At 70.1% G+C, this 17,281-nt stretch carries 15 protein-coding genes; 10 read left to right on the forward strand and 5 right to left on the reverse strand.

The features are described 5' to 3' along the window. The first annotated feature begins 243 nt into the window (after nucleotides 1-243). Genes ACFFCA_RS04310 through ACFFCA_RS04320 form a run of 3 tightly spaced genes read left to right on the forward strand, consistent with a single transcriptional unit; the run spans nucleotide 244 to nucleotide 3,865 of the window. Nucleotides 244-2,562, forward strand: a complete 2,319-nt coding sequence (locus ACFFCA_RS04310; protein WP_375482159.1) for a xanthine dehydrogenase family protein molybdopterin-binding subunit — start codon at nucleotides 244-246, stop codon at nucleotides 2,560-2,562. After that, nucleotides 2,562-3,059, forward strand: coding sequence for a (2Fe-2S)-binding protein (locus ACFFCA_RS04315; protein ID WP_375482161.1), 498 nt, complete (start codon nucleotides 2,562-2,564; stop codon nucleotides 3,057-3,059). Before ACFFCA_RS04310 ends, ACFFCA_RS04315 begins: the two co-directional genes overlap by 1 nt. Then, complete coding sequence (locus ACFFCA_RS04320; RefSeq protein WP_375482163.1) at nucleotides 3,056-3,865, forward strand: FAD binding domain-containing protein; 810 nt, start codon at nucleotides 3,056-3,058, stop codon at nucleotides 3,863-3,865. Before ACFFCA_RS04315 ends, ACFFCA_RS04320 begins: the two co-directional genes overlap by 4 nt. On the opposite strand, the gene ACFFCA_RS04325 is transcribed toward ACFFCA_RS04320, so the two are convergent. Both ACFFCA_RS04325 and ACFFCA_RS04330 read right to left on the reverse strand, forming a co-directional pair. Further along, nucleotides 3,862-4,896 (reverse strand): Gfo/Idh/MocA family protein, encoded by a 1,035-nt coding sequence (locus ACFFCA_RS04325; RefSeq protein ID WP_375482165.1) that lies wholly within the window; start codon nucleotides 4,894-4,896, stop codon nucleotides 3,862-3,864. The genes ACFFCA_RS04320 and ACFFCA_RS04325 overlap by 4 nt on opposite strands. A gap of 933 nt (nucleotides 4,897-5,829) precedes the next feature. Continuing rightward, the gene (locus ACFFCA_RS04330) at nucleotides 5,830-6,090 is read right to left on the reverse strand and encodes a hypothetical protein (RefSeq protein WP_375482167.1); all 261 of its coding nucleotides are present in this window, start codon (nucleotides 6,088-6,090) and stop codon (nucleotides 5,830-5,832) included. 16 nt (nucleotides 6,091-6,106) lie between these two features. Between ACFFCA_RS04330 and ACFFCA_RS04335 the strand changes: the two genes are divergently transcribed. From ACFFCA_RS04335 to ACFFCA_RS04345, 3 genes are read left to right on the forward strand one after another with little or no spacing between them, the layout of a single operon-like run. Then, the gene (locus ACFFCA_RS04335; protein WP_375482169.1) at nucleotides 6,107-6,520 is read left to right on the forward strand and encodes a DUF4232 domain-containing protein; all 414 of its coding nucleotides are present in this window, start codon (nucleotides 6,107-6,109) and stop codon (nucleotides 6,518-6,520) included. Between the two features lie 38 nt (nucleotides 6,521-6,558). Next, complete coding sequence (locus ACFFCA_RS04340; protein ID WP_375482170.1) at nucleotides 6,559-6,714, forward strand: hypothetical protein; 156 nt, start codon at nucleotides 6,559-6,561, stop codon at nucleotides 6,712-6,714. A 29-nt stretch (nucleotides 6,715-6,743) separates the two neighbouring features. Then, nucleotides 6,744-7,235: a hypothetical protein gene (locus ACFFCA_RS04345; protein ID WP_375482172.1), complete on the forward strand. Its 492-nt coding sequence runs from the start codon at nucleotides 6,744-6,746 to the stop codon at nucleotides 7,233-7,235. A gap of 26 nt (nucleotides 7,236-7,261) precedes the next feature. Here ACFFCA_RS04345 and ACFFCA_RS04350 read toward each other — a convergent pair whose 3' ends face one another. Then, nucleotides 7,262-7,594, reverse strand: coding sequence for a hypothetical protein (locus ACFFCA_RS04350; RefSeq protein WP_375482174.1), 333 nt, complete (start codon nucleotides 7,592-7,594; stop codon nucleotides 7,262-7,264). 40 nt (nucleotides 7,595-7,634) lie between these two features. Between ACFFCA_RS04350 and ACFFCA_RS04355 the strand changes: the two genes are divergently transcribed. Both ACFFCA_RS04355 and ACFFCA_RS04360 read left to right on the forward strand, forming a co-directional pair. Next, on the forward strand, nucleotides 7,635-8,846 hold the full coding sequence (locus ACFFCA_RS04355) for a thiolase family protein (RefSeq protein ID WP_375482176.1): 1,212 nt from the start codon (nucleotides 7,635-7,637) through the stop codon (nucleotides 8,844-8,846). 75 nt (nucleotides 8,847-8,921) lie between these two features. Next, nucleotides 8,922-11,003, forward strand: coding sequence for a PQQ-dependent sugar dehydrogenase (locus ACFFCA_RS04360; protein WP_375482283.1), 2,082 nt, complete (start codon nucleotides 8,922-8,924; stop codon nucleotides 11,001-11,003). A 13-nt stretch (nucleotides 11,004-11,016) separates the two neighbouring features. Here ACFFCA_RS04360 and ACFFCA_RS04365 read toward each other — a convergent pair whose 3' ends face one another. Next, nucleotides 11,017-11,433, reverse strand: coding sequence for a hypothetical protein (locus tag ACFFCA_RS04365; protein ID WP_375482178.1), 417 nt, complete (start codon nucleotides 11,431-11,433; stop codon nucleotides 11,017-11,019). A 33-nt stretch (nucleotides 11,434-11,466) separates the two neighbouring features. Beyond that, nucleotides 11,467-12,633 (reverse strand): ROK family protein, encoded by a 1,167-nt coding sequence (locus ACFFCA_RS04370; protein WP_375482180.1) that lies wholly within the window; start codon nucleotides 12,631-12,633, stop codon nucleotides 11,467-11,469. A gap of 188 nt (nucleotides 12,634-12,821) precedes the next feature. On the opposite strand from ACFFCA_RS04370, the gene ACFFCA_RS04375 reads away from it, so the two are divergent. Together ACFFCA_RS04375 and ACFFCA_RS04380 are read left to right on the forward strand one after the other, a co-directional pair. After that, a complete protein-coding gene (locus ACFFCA_RS04375; protein ID WP_375482182.1) occupies nucleotides 12,822-15,875 on the forward strand; it encodes a glycoside hydrolase family 3 C-terminal domain-containing protein in 3,054 nt (1,017 codons plus the stop codon). 20 nt (nucleotides 15,876-15,895) lie between these two features. Then, nucleotides 15,896-17,182: a glycosyl hydrolase family 8 gene (locus ACFFCA_RS04380; protein WP_375482184.1), complete on the forward strand. Its 1,287-nt coding sequence runs from the start codon at nucleotides 15,896-15,898 to the stop codon at nucleotides 17,180-17,182. Nucleotides 17,183-17,281 lie beyond the last annotated feature (99 nt).

A 17,281-nucleotide genomic window follows, 5' to 3' on the forward strand; every position in this document is an offset into this window, starting at 1 on the left:
AACAGCACGGCCGCAACGATCAGGATCACCACCACGACGACAACGATCAACCAGATGAGCCAGGACATGCCCGCGTCTTACCCGCCCGGGGCCTGCGTCCAATCGAAGAGCAGGCAACGTCACTGCGGGCCGCGGGCTGCAGGCCGGTCCGGCGCCGGGAGCGGCCGCGGTTCACGGGTGCTGCCGGTGTGCTTGTATCGATAGGCGCCGGTGGCGAACGTCGCCGGTGGTCCGGAGGTGCACATGACGACAGTCGAGCAGAACACGGACAGCATTCGCGGCAGCATCCTGGGGACGCGGGTGCGACGCGTCGAGGACCCCGCCTTCCTCACGACCGGCGCGGTCTACACCGAAGACCTGGTCGACGAGCGCCTGGCCGGTGCGCTGCGGGCCACCTTCGTCCGCTCGCCCATCGCCCACGCCCGGATCACCTCGATGGACACGGCTGCTGCGATGGCATCCCCCAGTGTGGTCGCGGTCTACACCGCGGCCGACCTCGACACCCCGCCGCAACCGCCGCCGCTGCCGGCCTACGACACGATCTTCGCCCAACCGCTGCTGGCCGACGGCGTCGTGCGCTTCGTCGGCGAGCCCGTGGCCGTGGTGCTGACCGACGACCGGTACGCGGGAGAGGACGCGGCCGAGCTCGTCGACGTCGAGTACGACCCGCTGCCCGCGGTCGTCGACCCCAAGGCCGCCCTGGCCGGTGAGACATTGCTGTTCCCCGACGCGGGCACGAACGTGATCCTGAATCGGGCGGCAGAGTTCACGGACGACTTCTTTGCCGACTGTGCGGTGGTCGTGTCGCAGGAGATCGTGAACCAGCGCGTGGCGGTCGCCCCACTGGAGGTGCGTTCGGCCGCAGCCGTGTGGGGTGCGGACGGTCGACTGACCCTGTGGTTGCCGAACCAGGGCGCGCAGGGCAGCAAGGCCTCGGTCAAGGGCATGCTGGGCCTGCCGGACGAGCAGGTACGCATCATCACCCCGGACGTCGGCGGGGCGTTCGGGGCGAAGTTCGGCGCCGACCCGGAGCACGTGGTCGTCGCGTGGGCCGCCCGCCGGGCGGGACGGCCGGTCACCTGGGTCGAGACCCGCTCCGAGAACATGGTCGCCATGGCGCACGGCCGCGCGCAGGTGCAGACCGTCACCATCGGCGGTGACCGCGACGGCACGGTCCGCGCCTACCGGCTCTACGTCCTGCAGGACAGCGGCGCCTACGGGCGGTTCGGGGCGCTGCTGCCCAGCCTCACCCTGCTCATGGCGCCCGGGGTCTACGACATCCCCAAGCTCGAGCTGGCCTTCGACAGCGTCGTCACCAACACCACTCCCGTCGGCGCGTACCGCGGCGCCGGGCGACCCGAGGCCACGGCCGCGGTCGAGCGGGCCATCGACCTGTTCGCCGCCGAGCTCGGCCTCGACCCGGCGGTGGTGCGCGAGAAGAACCTGCTGCCGGCCTTCACCGAACCGCTCCGGTCCGGTGGTGGGGCCCTCTACGACTCCGGCAACTACCCGATGGCACTGCGCAAGGTGCTGGAGGCTGCCGACTGCGACGGGCTGCGCCGTGAGCAGGCCGCTCGGCGCGAGCGCGGCGACGCGAGGCAGTTGGGCATCGGGCTGAGCACCTACGTCGAGATCACCGGTGGTGGCGACGAGTCCGGAGACCCGCACGAGAACGCCACCGTCGAGATCCATCCCGACGGCAGCGCGACCATACTCACCGGTACGTCGCCGCACGGGCAGGGCCACGCGACGGCCTGGGCCATGCTGGCCAGCGAGGAGTTCGGGATCCCCGTCGACCGGATCACCGTGAAGTGGGGTGACACCGACCTCGTCCCCGAGGGCGGCGGCACCGGTGGTTCGCGGTCGTTGCAGCAGGGCGGGGCCGCGGTGCGCCAGGCCTCGCGCGAGCTCGTCGAGCTGGCGAAGACGCGCGCCGCCGACGTCCTCGAGGTCGACCCCGGCGACCTGGTCGTCGACCGTGCCGCCGCCGGCCTGACCGTTGCCGGAGCGCCGGGTACCGGGGTGTCGTTCGCCGCGCTCGCCGACCGGGAGCGGCTGTTCGTGCGCAGCGTCTTCAGTGCACCGGGCGCCACGTACCCGTTCGGCGCCCACGTCGCGGTCGTCGAGGTCGACATCGAGACCGGCAAGGCGACTCTGCAACGCATCATCGCCCTCGACGACGCCGGAACGATCATCAACCCGTTGCTGGCCGATGGGCAGCGCCACGGCGGGCTGGCGCAGGGCGCGGCGCAGGCCCTGCTCGAAGAGGTGCTGCACGACCCGGACGGCAACCCGACGACCACGACGCTGGCCGACTACCCGATCGTGTCCATCACCGAGGTGCCGAGCTTCGAGCTGGTCGAGTCCGAGACGCCGACGTCCTACAACCCGCTGGGCGCCAAGGGCATCGGCGAGGCGGGCACGATCGGGTCGACGCCGGCCGTGCAGAACGCGGTGATCGACGCGGTGTCCCACCTCGGGGTACGGCACATCGACATGCCGACGACGTCGCTGCGGGTCTGGCGCGCCATTCACGCAGCGCAGCAGGAGGGTGAGCACTGATGCACATCACGATCACGGTCAACGGCGAGCAACGCACCGACGAGGTCGAACTCCGCCTGCTGCTCGCCCACTACCTGCGCGACACACGCGGGATGAAGGCCACCAACATCGGTTGCGACACCACGTCGTGCGGCGCGTGCACGGTGCACGTCGACGGCAAGGCGGTGAAGTCGTGCACAGTGCTCGCGGTACAGGCCGACGGCGCGTCCGTCACCACGCTCGAGGGCCTCGCCGCGACGGCCGGGGATGCCGCCGTCGACGGGTTGCACCCGATGCAGGCCGCGTTCCGCGCCGAGCACGGCCTGCAGTGCGGCTTCTGCACGCCGGGCATGGTCATGGCCGCCACCGCGCTGCTGCAGGGCAACCCGGCACCGACGGAGCAGGAGATCCGCGAGGGTCTCGAGGGCAACCTGTGCCGCTGCACCGGCTATCACAACATCGTGCGTGCGGTGCAGCATGCGGCCGGCACGCCGGCACCGGCGGGAGGTTCGGCGTGATCCCCCCGGCCTTCGACTACGTCCGCGCCGGCTCGGTCGACGAGGCGGTGTCGTTGCTGCACGAGCACGGTGACGACGCCAAGCTGCTCGCCGGCGGGCACTCCCTGCTGCCCATGATGAAGCTGCGCTTCGCGTTCCCGTCGGTGCTCGTCGACATCGGCCACATCGTCGACGGTTCCTACGTCCGGGTCGAGGGCGACGAGGTGGCCATCGGCGCGCTGACCCGGCACGCCGAGCTCGTCGGTTCGGCGGTCCTGCGCACCGAAGCGCCGCTCGTCGCGCTCGTGGCCGGCTACGTGGGTGACCCCCAAATCCGCAACCGTGGCACCATCGGCGGCTCCGTCGCGCACGCCGACCCGGCTGCCGACCTGCCGGCGGCGGTGCTCGCGTCCGATGCCACGTTGGTCGCGCAGGGCCCGGGTGGCCGGCGCAACATCGGTGCCGCCGAGTTCTTCGAGGGCTACTTCGAGACCGCGCTGGAGCCCGACGAGATGCTGGTCGAGATCCGCGTGCCCCGCACCGGCACGGCCGGGGCGCACTACGAGAAGTTCACCCGTCGCGCCAACGACTGGGCCATCGTCGGCGTCGCCACCGTCGCCGGGCGGGTCGCGTTGGCCAACATGGGCGGCGCACCGCTGCGGGCCGAGGCCACCGAGGCGGCCCTGGTCGACGGCGCGTCGATCGAGGACGCCGCGGCGCTCGCGGCCGAGGGCACGACGCCGGTCGAGGACATGCACGCCGACGGCGAGTACCGCCAGCACCTCGCGCGCGTACTCACCCGCAGGGCGCTGGCGGCCGCGTCCTAGCCGGGCTCGCCGGGGTAGCGCACCCCGAGCTGGGCCCGGACCTCGTCGAGGACCTGCATGATGCGCAGCGTCTCGTCGAGCGGCATCAGGTCGGACTCGGTGCGGCCGTCGGCGAGCAGGCGCGCGAACTCGGCCGCCTGGTAGGCCAGCCCGTGCGTGCGCGCCGGCGGCTCGTAACGGTCGAGCTCGACGTCGTCGCCGTCGAACAGGCGGACGGTGTTCGGCCGGTAGAACCAGCTGTCGACGTCGACGCGGGCTTCAGTGCCGATGACGGAGGCGAGGCAGGCCGAGTGCGCAGCCATGGTGGTCGACAACGTCCCGACGGCCCCGGACGCCGAGACGACACCGATGGTCTCGCCCTCGTCGACACCCGTCGTGGCGATCGTCCCGAACGCCTGGACGCGGTCGAAACCGCCGAGGGCGAGGTGCGCGAACGACACCGGGTAGATGCCCAGGTCGAGCAGCGCGCCGCCGGCCAGCGCCGGGTCGCTCATCCGCTGCGGGCCGTCCGGGTAGAGGTGCTGCCCGTGGTCGGCGATGACGGCCTTCACCTCGCCGAGCAGGCCGTTCTCCAGGCACTGCCGGACGACGTCGAGGTGCGGCAGGAACCGCGTCCACATGGCCTCGACGACGAGCAGGTTGGCGGCGCGTGCCGCGTCGATCACCGCGGCCGCCTCGGCGGCATTGCGGGTGAACGCCTTCTCGACGAGCACCGGCTTGCCCGCGGCGAGTGCCAGCAGGGCGTGGTCGCGGTGCTCGGAGTGCGGGCTGGCCACGTAGACCGCGTCGATCCCGTCGTCGCCGACGAGCTGTTCGTAGCTGCCGTAGGCACGGTCGACGCCGAATTCGTCGGCGAAGGCCTGGGCGCGGTCCTGGGCGCGTGAGCCGACGGCGACGACGCGGGACGCCGTGGTGGCGTGGACGGCGGCCGTCCAGTCGCGGGCGATGCCGCCGGGGGCGAGGACGCCCCAGCGGATCGGCGGTGCGTCGTCACGGTCGGGGGTGCGGGAGGCGGGCAGCGAGAGCGTCATGCCCCCATCATGTCCGCCCAGCAGTGTCGCCCACCGTGAAGATCGTGTTAGATTCGGTCGTCGCGGGGACGAACGTCGAGGAGTGTCATGTCGTCCACGTCTGCCTCCGCCGCTGAGCACCGTCCGCGGCATGCTCGGCCCGACTCCGTCCCGGCCAAGACACCCTCCACGCCGACGGCCGAGGACGAGCTACGCCGAATGATCGGGGTGTCCGCGGACTGCTCGCGCGAGCAGGTACGCGTGGGCTACGACCTCGCGGTGCATCGTGCGACGCGAAGCGGTGACCACGCCCATGCTCTGCGTTTGTCACGCGCCTACGACCAATTGCCCGCAGCCACTCGTGCGCGGCTGTACCCCACGTCTCGAGCGAACGCGGTGAGCCCGCGGCCGCAGGGGTCAGGATCGGGTAGGTCGCAACGAACCCTCGTTGCTAGGAGGCGAGGGGCCCGGCGCACGCGAGCGTTCTGGCTTCGTTTGGTCCTGTACGGGCTCATCGCGCCTCTTGCGGTAGGCATCGGAACTTACGTCGGGGCGCACCGGTATCAGCAGCAGCAATCGTCGGACACGCAACGCCTGCACCAGCCCGGTGTCTTCGTGACACGCCCTCAGCCTCTCCCGACAGCGCCGAGGATGCCTGGCAACGCACCGGCGGTAATCGTGCCGGTGAACGCCTCGACAGGTGCGAACGGGTTGGTGACCTTAGTGTGCCAGCCTGCACCGGGCGCGCCTGGCTATTTGATGTCCGCACCGCGCGGCGCCGTCGTCCGGTGCACCAATGGAGCCACCCCCACAGTCGTCGGGTAGGGCAGCGGGATACGGACGATCATCACGCACTGTGCAGGGCGGTCGACCTGCACAGTGCGTGTCGATCACCTGAGAGTGACGAGGCGCGACGGCGGTTGGGCGGCGACCCACGCGGGCATACCCGGGTCGTCAGCGGTCGCCGCCGGAAGGGGCGTTGATGTCTCGCACTGTGTGGTGCCTCGGTACGGTCGTCGCCGCGCTGGCAATCACCGCCTGCTCGAGCAGCTCCTCGGGCAACGGCTCGTCGCCGTCGACGTCGGCTCCCACCGCATCCGCGTCGACGGCCACCGCGACCGTCACCGCACCGGCGAGCTCGTCGTCGTCCGCGTCCGCGTCCTCAAGTGCGAGCACCAGCACGCCCGCCACACCCGCCGCCGCCGGCGGCACCATCCCGTGCACACCCACGGTGTCCACGTTCTCGGTCGGCGGGCAGGACGGCGCGTCGATGCACACGGTGTTCGTCGTGACCGCGCGCAATGCGTCGCGGCAGACGTGCGTCACGCAGGGCTATCCGGGCGTGGCCCTGCTCGACGCCAAAGGTCGGCAGATCGAGCAGGCGACCCGTAAGCCGTTCGGGTTCATGGGCGGGCTGCAGCACGGTTCGCCGCCGCGCATCGTGTTGCATCCCGGGCAGCGAGCCAGCGCCCGGATCGAGGGTTTCACCATCAACGAGGCGACCCAGCGGGCCTGTACGCACAGCCCCGCCATCCTGTTCACGCTGCCCGACAACCGTGACTCGACGCGGCTGCGGGTGTCGTTCCCGGCCTGCAAAGGTGTGCAGGTGCACCCGATGGTGCCCGGCACGACGGGCAGTCGCTGACCACCGACCTACCGACACCACGCGACACGAGAGGCGACATGGCCGAGAAGAAGGGCAAGGGCAGCGACACCGCGAAGCGGGCCAACGCCAAGGCGTCCAAGGAGGGCAAGAAGAACCCGCGTACCTCGTCCTCCGCGCAGTCCGAGCTGGGCAAGAAGGGTGCCAAGGCCAAGAAGAAGAAGAGCAAGAAGTAGCCCACCACCGTCCCGGTTAGGGTCCATGGGTGCAGCTACCCCGCGACCTGCCCGGTAACCCGGCGAGTGCGGTGTACGGGACGATCGTGGTCGCCGGTCAGCTGATGGTCGAGGGCGGCTCGAGCCACTCCGTCGGGCGGATCCTCGGCTCCCTGGCCGCCGCCCTCGTCGTGTTCTGGCTCGCCCACGCCTACACCGACACGCTCGGCGGGGTCATCACCGGCGGCGCCCGCAACGCCGACACGGCGCCGCCGTCGCTGCGTCACGCCCTCCGTGTCGAGTGGCCGATCGTCGAGAGCGGCATCGCGCCCGCGGCCGTGCTCGGCCTGGCCTGGCTGGTCGGGGCCTCACCGCACGCCGCCACGTGGGCAGGCGCCGTCGTCGCCGCGATCGAACTCGTCGGCTGGGCGCTGCTGGCCGCCCGCCGGGCAGAGGCGCGCGGGCCGCGGCTGGTGGCCTTCGTGGTGACGGCAGCCGTGTTCGGCGGTGTGCTCGTGGTGGCCAAGTACCTCATCCACTGACGCGACGCGACGCGACGCGACGCTGCTCACCCGCGCCGGCGCGCGGCGGCCCAGCGGTCGATGACGATGGGGATGGCTGTGAACCGCCAGAAGTGCGGTGACACGAGGCCGTCGGACATGCCGTGGCCGATCGACAGTGCGTCGACGGGCACCATGTCGTCCGGGCTCGGTCGCTTCGGCAGCTCGACCCCGACGACCCGTTCGTAGGCGCTCTCGACGATCTCGCGGACGGAGGCGAACGACTCGGGCAGGCCCAACCCGCCGAGGTCGTCCGCCAACCGGGTCCACAGGGCGGCGTCGCCGCGCAACCAGTACTGCTCCGGCCGTCGGACGAGCAGGTCGCCCATCGTCTCCGCCACGCCAGCACCCTAGCCGCGGCGGTGCGGCAGACTCGGGGCCATGACCGCCATCGATCGCGACCCCGTGGCCTTCGTCTACGACGCCGTGCGTACCCCGTTCGGCCGGTTCAACGGTGCGCTGGCCGGCACCCGCCCCGACGACCTGGCCGCCACGGTCGTGCGGGCGGTGATGGAACGGTCGCCGAACCTTGCGCCGGACGACGTCGACGAGGTGACCTTCGGTCTCGCCAACGGGGCAGGTGAGGACAACCGCAACGTCGGGCGCATGGCCGTGCTGCTCGCCGGGCTGCCGACCTCGGTGCCGGGCTCGACGGTCAACCGCCTCTGTGGCTCGTCCCTCGACGCCGCGATGGGCGCGTCGCGCCAGATCGAGACCGGCGACGCGGACGTCGTCATCGCCGCCGGCGTCGAGTCGATGACCCGCGCGCCGTGGGTGCTGCCCAAGCCCGACCGCGCGTTCCCGGTCGCCAACGTCACCGCGGTCTCGACCGCCCTCGGGTGGCGGCTGGTCAACGACCGGATGCCGGCGGAGTGGACGGTGAGCCTCGGTGAGGCCAACGAGATGCTGGCCGAGAAGTTCGGCGTCTCGCGCGAGCGGCAGGACGAGTTCTCGGCCCGCTCGCACCAGCGCGCCGACACGGCGTGGAACGACGGGTTCTACGACGGACTCGTGGTCGGGGTCGACGGTGTCGACCTGACGCGAGACGAGGGCATCCGGCCTGGCAGCACCGCGGAGAAACTGGCCGCGCTCAAGCCCGTGTTCCGTCGGGACGGCACCATCACCGCCGGCAACGCGTCACCGCTGAACGACGGCGCTTCTGCAGTGTTGCTGGGCTCCGCTTCCGCGACGGACCTGATCGGCCGTGAGCCGGTGGCTCGGGTAGCAGGCCGCGGTGCGTTCGCGCTCGACCCGCAGGACTTCGGCTACGCCCCCGTGGAGGCCGCGAACCGCGCGCTGGCACGGGCTGGCATCGGCTGGTCCGACGTCGGCGCCGTCGAGCTCAACGAGGCGTTCGCCGTGCAGTCCCTGGCCTGCGTCGACGGGTGGAAGATCGACCCCGACATCGTCAACACCCGCGGCGGGGCCATCGCCATCGGTCATCCGCTCGGTGCGTCCGGTGCTCGGGTGCTCGGCACGTTGGCCGAGGTGCTGCGGCGCGACCGGCTGCGCTGGGGCGTTGCCGCGATCTGCATCGGCGTCGGTCAGGGCCTCGCCGTCGTCCTGGAGAACGTGAGCAGCGCAGGCGCGTAAGGAATGTGTCTCATGGCGTCACGTTGACTTGCCATGAACCGCTACGTCAGCCTGGCCACCCGCCGTAACCGGAGGATGGCCTTGTCCACACGTGTCGTGCGCTGGTTGTCGCTTGCCGTCGGAGCCGTTCTGGTGCTGGGTGCGGCAAGCGTGGTCGCACCGGTAGTGGCGTCCGCCGCCACCGGTTCCGCAGTCGTTGGCGTCGGCTCCGGGCGCTGCCTGGACGTGCAGGGCGCGGCGACCGCCCCCAAGACCCGCGTGATCATCTACGACTGCCGCAAGCAGGTGAACCAGGCCTGGGACCTCACTGCGGCCGGCGAGCTGCGTGTGTTCAACGGCTCGAGGTGCCTCGACGTCGCGGGTCAGTCCACCACCCGGGGCGCCCGCGTCCAGATCTACGGCTGCAACGGGCGCGCGAACCAGAAGTGGCGGGTCAACGGCAACGGCACGATCATCGGGGTGCAGTCCGGCCTGTGCCTCGACGTGCAGGGCGCGGCGAAAGCCAACAGCACCCGCGTGGAGATGTGGACGTGCAACGGCCAGGGGAACCAGAAGTGGAAGACGTCGTTCGCGAGTCGCGACGTAACACCGCCCACGGTTCCCGGCTCGCCCGCGACGCGGAACCTGACGTGCAACTCGGTGACGTTCTCCTGGACCGCGTCCAGCGACAACGTGGCCGTCGCCTACTACGACGTGTACCACGACGGCCAGCTGATGACCTCGGTCGGCGGCTCGGCGCTCTCGGTCGAGTTGACCGTCGTGCCCGGCGTGACGTGGGGTCTCTACGTCAACGCCCGCGACGCAGCGGGCAACGTCTCGCAGGCCAGCACCACCGTGCCGATCACGCCGCCCCAGTGCCAGAGCGACACCCAGGCACCTAGTGCGCCGGGCGCCGTGACCGCGTCCGCCAGCGGCACGACGGTCACCCTGCGATGGACCGCGTCGACCGACAACATCGGGGTCCGCGCCTACGACGTCTACCGCGCCGGCGCGAAGGTCGGCACCGTCACCGGAACGACTACGACACCGCCCGCCACGAGCTTCGTCGACAGTGGCTTGGCGCCGTCGTCGGCCTACGCCTACTACGTCGTGGCGCGCGACGCGCAGGCCAACGTGTCGGCGCACAGCAACACCGCCGACGTCACCACCGGCACGGCGTGCGCGAGCGCGGTGTGCAGCGTGACCACGGTGGCCACGGACACGGACATACCGTGGGGTCTGGTGACCCTGCCGGACGGTTCGATCCTCTACAACCGCCGCGACGCCCACAACATCGTGTCGCTCAACCCCACCACCGGCGCCAAGACGAGCATCGGCACCGTGCCCGACGTCGAGAACACCGACGGCGAGGGCGGGCTCACCGGGCTGGCCATCGCGCCGACCTTCAGCAGTGACCACTGGCTCTACATCATGCACACGTCGCCCACCGACAACCGGATCGTGCGTATCAAGCTCACCGGCGGTGTGTTGGACGTCGCGACCGAGCAGGTGCTGCTGACGGGCATCCTGCGCAACAAGTTCCACGACGGTGGACGGCTGCGGTTCGGGCCCGACGGCAAGCTGTACGCCTCGACCGGGGACGCGCAGAACGGCGACAACGCCCAGAACCTCTCCAGCCTGAACGGCAAGATCCTGCGGTTGAACCCGGACGGCACCGTCCCGTCCGACAACCCGTTCCACAACTACGTGTGGAGCTACGGCCACCGCAATCCGCAGGGCCTCGCGTTCGACTCCCACGGGCAGCTGTGGGAACAGGAGTTCGGCAACAGCGTCATGGACGAGACGAACCTGATCACCAAGGGCGGCAACTACGGGTGGCCCGCGTGCGAGGGCACGGTCGGCACCTGCGGAACGGCCGGTTTCATCGCGCCCAAGCAGACGTACCCCACCTCGGACGGGTCCTGCTCGGGGATCGCCATCGTCCGCGACGTGCTCTACGTGGCGTGCGAGCGGGGAGCCCGCATGTACCGCGAAGTCATCTCGGGCACCACCCTGACCGACAAGCAGTCGCTGTTCGTCGGCACCTACGGGCGGCTGCGCACGGTTGAACCCGCTCCCGACGGCGGTCTCTGGCTGACGACGAGCAACGCCGGCGATAAGGACAGCATCCCGGACAACAGCAACGAAAAGATCCTGCACGTCACGCTGGGTTCCTAGTCCGTCGACGCTCCTAGTCCGTCGACCTCGGCGCATCGGCGGCCGGCCGGTCCGTCAGGTGCGGGAACACCCGCGCGAACGACGCGAGGTTCTTGAGGTGCTCGCCCTCCAGCACCCGTTGGGTCACGGCGAAGGGGAAGCCGGTCGAGCCGTCGACGCTGACGGCATACGCGCCGGCCGCGTCGGCGTGGGTGATCCACCGTCCGCCGTAGGCGCGCACGACGACCTCGCCGACGTAGGCCCCGACGACCTGCCACCAGAGGTGGAAACGCTTGTCGTCGAGCGGACCGTCGGCCAGCAGTCGCTCGCACACGGAGTCGAGCTGCTCGAGGCTCTCGACGCGCCAGTCGAGCACGCTGCCGAACTCGGCGGCCACGAGGGTGACGCACTCGGCCGCGACCCTGCGGAGGCCGTCGGTGTCCACCGCCACCGGGCGATCGTCGCACGCGTCGGGGCTGTGTACTCAGCTCATCGGCATCCGCTGCGACGCCAACGCGACGGCGCCCAACATCTCGGCCTTCTCCCCCAGGGCCCCGGCCCGTACCGGGATGGTCCCGGTTCGCAGGGGGGTGATGCCGCCGGCGAGCGCGCGCTGGACCGCGGCGATCAGGGTCTCGCTCGCCGAGCACTCACCACCGACGACGACGAGGGCGGGGTCGAGCACGGTGCAGATCGGGACGAGCGCCCGCCCCACCGCGGCGCCCGCGTCCGTCAACACGCGCCGGGTGCCGTCGTCCCCCGCCCGATCGGCAGCGACGATGCCGCCCAACGTGGCGGCGGGCTCACCGGTGAGGGCGAACGCCGAGGTGAGCGCGGGCGCTCCGGCGACCGTCTCGAGGCAGCCGCGGCTGCCGCAACGGCAGACGTAGCCGCCCGGGACCACGGTGACGTGGCCGATCTCGCCCGCGCCGCCGATCGCGCCCTCGTACAGCCGGCCGCCCAGGACGAGGCCGGCGCCGACGCCGTCGGACAGCATCACGTAGACGAAGTCGTCGACGTCCTGCGCGACGCCGAAGCGGTGCTCCGCGATGGCGCCCAGGTTGGCGTCGTTGCCGATCTCGACGTGCAGGCCGGTGCGTCGGGTCAACTCGGCCGCGACGTCGACGCCCAGCCAGTCGGCCAGGATGGAATGCGAGCCCAGGGCGTGGGTCGTGGCGAACACCGGTGCCGAGACCGCGACACCCATCCCGACCACGCCGTCCACGCTGATGCCGGCCTGCACGACCAGCTCGTGCGTCAGGTCGGCGGCGAGCTCCAGCGTCTTGCCCGGCTCGTGGTCGACGTCGATCTCGAACGCGTTCTCGGCCACGATCCGCCCAGCCAGGTCCGTGACGCCCACCCGGACGTGGTCGTGGGCGAGGTGCAGACCCACCGCGCCACCGGCTGCGGGATTGAAGGCGAGGACCCGGGCCGGGCGCCCGCCACCACGACTGACCGTGCGGTCGTCGAGCTCGACGACCACGCCCTCGGCCATCAGCTCGCCGACGAGGGTCGAGACCGTCGTGGTGGACAGGCCGGTCCGGCGGGCGATCTCGGTGCGGCTCGTCGTCCCGCGCCGGCGCAGCATGTCCAACACCTGCACGCGGTTGTGCCTGCGCAGGGCCGTCAAGGATCCCGACTGGCTGGTCATGGAGGGCAGCGTATCTGGGTTTTGTTCGATCTCGGACGAAACTTACGCACCGATTGGCCTAATTAGTCCTTGACTCGGACAAACTGCTCCGCCTAAGTTGTCGCGATGAAGGCGTCCTTCGGAAAAGACCGAATTGCCGGCCTTCGGTACGCGGAACCCCTTGCCGCCCCCCAGACAGGAGCGCATCGATGCGCAGATGGACCTCGATCGCGGCCGTAGCCGCCCTCTCCGCCGGTGCGCTCAGCGCCGTGGCGTTCGGCGCCGCGGGCCCGGCCACCGCCGCCAAGAAGGCGGAGCCGATCTACCTCAACGCCAAGTACTCACCGGTCGAGCGGGCCACCGACCTCGTGTCGCGGATGACGATCGCCGAGAAGGCGGCGCAGATGGACAGCAGCCGCCCGCCCGCGATCTCGCGCCTCGGCGTGGCCGCGTGGGGCTGGTGGAACGAGTCCAACCACGGGGTGAACGCGCTGACGCTGACGCCGAAGGGCAACGCGACCACGCTGACCAACACGACGTCCTACCCGTCGGACCTCTCGCTCGGCAGCACGTGGAACCGCAACCTCGTCTACCAGGAGGCCGGCCAGATCGGTGACGAGGCGCGCGACGTCGCCCCGTTCAACACCGAGAACCTGGACTTCTACGCACCGACCGTGAACCTCACGCGTGACCCGCGATGGGGCCGCAACGACGAGTCGTGGAGCGAGGACCCCACCCTGACGGCGGCCCTCGCCTCGCAGTATGTCGACGGCCTGCAGGGCCAGACCCAGAACGGCGTGCTGCCCAAGTCGGCCGACGGCTACTACAAGGCCATCGCGACGCTCAAGCACTACGCCGCGAACAACAGCGAGGTGAACCGCCGCGACGGCACCTCGAACATGGACCAGCGCACGCTGCGCGAGTACTACACCGCGCAGTTCGCCAGCATCATCAACCAGAGCCACCCCGGTTCGATCATGAGCTCCTACAACGAGGTCAACGGGGTCCCGGCCGCGGCCAGCGTCCAGCTCATGGACACGCTCGCCCGGCAGACCTTCGGCTTCAACGGTTACTTCACCAGCGACTGCGACGCGATCTACGAGATCCAGGCGGGGCACCACTACCAGCCGCCGCAGGCCTCCGCGCCGCTCGACCAGTACGGGCGCACCGCGTTCGCGAACTCGGCCGGTGAGGACCTGGACTGCAACGCCGGCTACGCCGACCAGTACAACTACGGCAACACCATCCCCACCGCGCTCGGCCAGCACATCCAGACCGCGACGGACGTGTACAACCAGGGCGACGTCGACACCTCGGTGGTGCGTTTGTTCACCGCCCGTATCGAGACCGGTGAGTTCGACGGCGAGGGCAGCGTGCCGTGGGTCCAGGCCGCACGGACCCGCCTCGGCGGCAAGACCTGGGTCGACAGCGACGCCAACAACGCCGAGACCGAGACCCCGGACCGCTTGGCGCAGGCCCGGCAGTCCGCCGACCAGAGCATCACGCTGCTGAACAACAACAAGACCACCAAGGCGAACGGCAAGCCCGGCGCCAAGCTGCTCCCGCTCAAGGTGCCGAGCACCGGCGCGTACAAGATCGCCGTCATGGGTTACTTCGCCCACCCGAGCGGCGGCCTGTTCCTCGGCGGTTACTCCAGCATCCAGGGCCCGTCGGGCCAGACCCACAACGTCGACACCTACCAGGGCCTCAAGTCCGCGGTGCAGGCCATCAACCCCGACGCGACCGTCGACTTCCTGCCCGGTGTCACCGGCGGGACGACCGCATCGACGCTGACCACGGTCGACCAGAACTCCATCAACGCCGCGAAGAACTACGACGCGGTCGTCGTGGTCGCCGGCACGGACAACACGACGTCGTCCGAGGACCACGACCGCAGCACCCTCGACCTCCCCGGCGCGCAGTCGTCGATGATCAGCCAGGCCGAGGCCGCCAACCCGAACACGGTCGTGTACCTCGAGACCGTCGGCCAGGTGAACCTGGGCAGCCTGCAGCAGAGCAGCCCCGCCCTGCTGTGGAGCTCCTACAACGGCCAGGAGCAGGGCAACGCGATCGCCGACGTCCTGCTCGGCAAGGTCAACCCGAGCGGCCACCTGCCGTTCGACTGGTACAGCTCGGACAGCAACCTGCCGGCGATCACGGACTACACGATCCGCCCGACGGCGACGACCCAGGGCCGTACCTACCAGTACTACACAGGGCCGGTCAGCTACCCGTTCGGCTACGGGCAGAGCTACAGCAAGTTCGGGTACTCCGACATCACGCTGAACCGCAACGCGGTGACCGCTGACGGCACCATCACCGTCAAGGCCAAGGTCAAGAACAACGGGACGCAGGCCGGCTCGACCGTCCCGCAGCTCTACGTGACCACACCGTTCGAACCGGCCTCGGCCCAGCGCCCGATCAAGCGGCTCGAGGGCTTCCAGCGGGTCACGCTGAACCCGGGTCAGGCCAAGACCGTGACGTTCAAGGTCAAGGCTTCGCAGCTCGCGTTCTTCAACGAGAAGGCGAACAAGTACGTGGTCGACCCGGGCCGCTACGGGTTGCAGGTCAGCTCGTCCAGCGCAGCCTCGGACGTGCAGCTGCACACCGCGGTCAAGATCTCGGGACGCATCAGCCAGACGCCGACCGTGCTGACGGCCAAGCCGATCGAGACCGGTGACAAGGCCCGCCAGGTCGCCCAGCGCGTGATGGTCGACATCAACACGACCATCAACCCGCAGCTGACGGTGTCGATGAACGACCAGACGCTGTACGGCTACGTGACCAAGGGCCAGAGCAAGCCGCTGCCGGCCGGCCTCAAGGTGTCCTACACCTCCGACCGCAGCAAGGTCGTCCGCATCACCAAGCAGAACGCGATCAAGGCCGTGGGCTCGGGCATCGCCACCGTCACGGCGACGGTGCGCTACCACGGCGGCAGCGCGACGACGAGCTTCACCGTCGACGTCGCGCCGCTGCAGATCACCTCGGACGCGGCGGCAACCTTCCCGGTCGGCACCGCGGCCAGCTACACGGTGACGACCACCGCGATGCCGACCGCCAAGCTCCGCGAGTCGGGCTCGCTGCCCGCAGGCATCACCTTCACCGACAACGGTGACGGCACGGCGACGATCGCCAGCACCGGTGCGGCCCCGGCCGGGACCTACCCGGTGATCATCACGGCGAAGAACGGCGTATCGCGCACGGTGCGCGAGGCGTTCGTGATCACCGTGGCCGCGCCGGCCAGCACCACCACCTCCCACTGATGACCCGACAGGAAGCGATGATGAGACGAATTGCCAAGGCCGCCGTGGCGACCGTGTCGGCCGCCGCGCTGGTGACCGCCGCCGCGGCCACCCCGGCGTCGGCACAGACCGCGTCGCACGGCAAGGGCGCGGTCAGCACCGGTGTCTACACGAACCTGTTCGCGCAGACCGGCTACAGCAAGAAAGCGATCAAGACCAAGCTCAACGCGGCGTGGACGCAGCTGTTCCACGGCGACCCGGGCACCCAGGCCAACCGTTACGACGGGCAGTCGATCTTCTACCACCTCAACGACACCGAGGCGTACGTGGAGGACATCGGCAACCAGGACGTGCGTAGCGAGGGCATGGGCTACGCGATGATGATCTCGGTGCAGCTGAACCACCGCGACGACTTCGACGCGTTGTGGCGCTTCGCCCAGGACAAGATGCAGCTGAAGTCCGGCGGCGAGAAGAACCTGTTCGCGTGGCACACCAAGACCGACGGAAGCGTCATCTCGACGGCGGTCGCGCCCGACGGCGACCAGTGGATGGCGGCGGCCCTGTACTTCGCGGGCCAGCGCTGGTCCGGCGGTACAGGAGTGCTGAACTACGGGTCGCAGGCCGAGAAGATCCTGCACGCGATGTGGCACTCGTCGGACAACGGCGGCGTCAACGTCTTCAACAGCAGCAACTACCTGCCGACGTTCTCGCCGCCCGGAGCGGTGAACTACACCGACGCGTCCTACGCGCTGCCGGCGTTCTACCGCAACTTCGCCAAGGCCGACCCGACCGACAAGGACCTGTGGCAGCACGCGGCCACGGCCGGGGAGAACCTGTTGCACAACGCGCCGAACGCCACCACGGGTCTGGCGCCCTGCTACAGCAACTTCGACGGCTCGCCGTTCCTCTACCCGGGTCAGTCACCGACGGACGACAGCTACAACCACACCTTCCAGGAGGACGCCTGGCGGGTGATCGCCAACGCGAACGTCGACGCGCAGTGGTACGGCGTGAAGAAGTGGCAGACCACGTACTCGAACACGCTCGAGAAGTTCTTCGTGCACCAGGGCGTACAGACCTACGTGAGCCGCTACCACCTCGACGGCACCCCGTTGGCTGCCGGCCAGAACACCTACGAGCCGGCGCACGCGCAGGGGCTGGTCGCGATGAACGCCACCTCGGCGCTCTCGGCCACGAACAAGCACCGGGCCGACTTCGTGCGTGACCTCTGGAACACGGCCACGCCGAGCGGCCAGGCCCGGTACTACGACGGGATGCTCTACCTGCTCGGGATGCTGTACAGCAGCGGTAACTTCCGCGCCTACTGAGTCGACTGGAGGAAATGCCGCGCCGGCCAAACGGCAGGCGCGGCAATTAGCTGTGCGGGGGTAGGCCGTGCGCGTAAGGGGGCCAACCCCCCCCGCCCC

The organism is uncultured Jatrophihabitans sp., from assembly GCF_964252635.1.
Classification (GTDB): domain Bacteria; phylum Actinomycetota; class Actinomycetes; order Mycobacteriales; family Jatrophihabitantaceae; genus Jatrophihabitans.

What these genes read in the sequence shown, in the direction of transcription:
- ACFFCA_RS04310 (WP_375482159.1), top strand. Translation starts at nt 244, where the DNA reads ATGACGACAGTCGAGCAGAACACGGACAGCATTCGCGGCAGCATCCTG.
- ACFFCA_RS04315 (WP_375482161.1), top strand. Translation starts at nt 2,562, where the DNA reads ATGCACATCACGATCACGGTCAACGGCGAGCAACGCACCGACGAGGTC.
- ACFFCA_RS04325 (WP_375482165.1), bottom strand. Translation starts at nt 4,896, where the DNA reads ATGACGCTCTCGCTGCCCGCCTCCCGCACCCCCGACCGTGACGACGCA.
- ACFFCA_RS04330 (WP_375482167.1), bottom strand. Translation starts at nt 6,090, where the DNA reads ATGGTGCCGCCGGCGGCGGCGGGTGTGGCGGGCGTGCTGGTGCTCGCA.
- ACFFCA_RS04340 (WP_375482170.1), top strand. Translation starts at nt 6,559, where the DNA reads ATGGCCGAGAAGAAGGGCAAGGGCAGCGACACCGCGAAGCGGGCCAAC.
- ACFFCA_RS04355 (WP_375482176.1), top strand. Translation starts at nt 7,635, where the DNA reads ATGACCGCCATCGATCGCGACCCCGTGGCCTTCGTCTACGACGCCGTG.
- ACFFCA_RS04360 (WP_375482283.1), top strand. Translation starts at nt 8,922, where the DNA reads ATGGCCTTGTCCACACGTGTCGTGCGCTGGTTGTCGCTTGCCGTCGGA.
- ACFFCA_RS04370 (WP_375482180.1), bottom strand. Translation starts at nt 12,633, where the DNA reads ATGACCAGCCAGTCGGGATCCTTGACGGCCCTGCGCAGGCACAACCGC.
- ACFFCA_RS04375 (WP_375482182.1), top strand. Translation starts at nt 12,822, where the DNA reads ATGCGCAGATGGACCTCGATCGCGGCCGTAGCCGCCCTCTCCGCCGGT.
- ACFFCA_RS04380 (WP_375482184.1), top strand. Translation starts at nt 15,896, where the DNA reads ATGAGACGAATTGCCAAGGCCGCCGTGGCGACCGTGTCGGCCGCCGCG.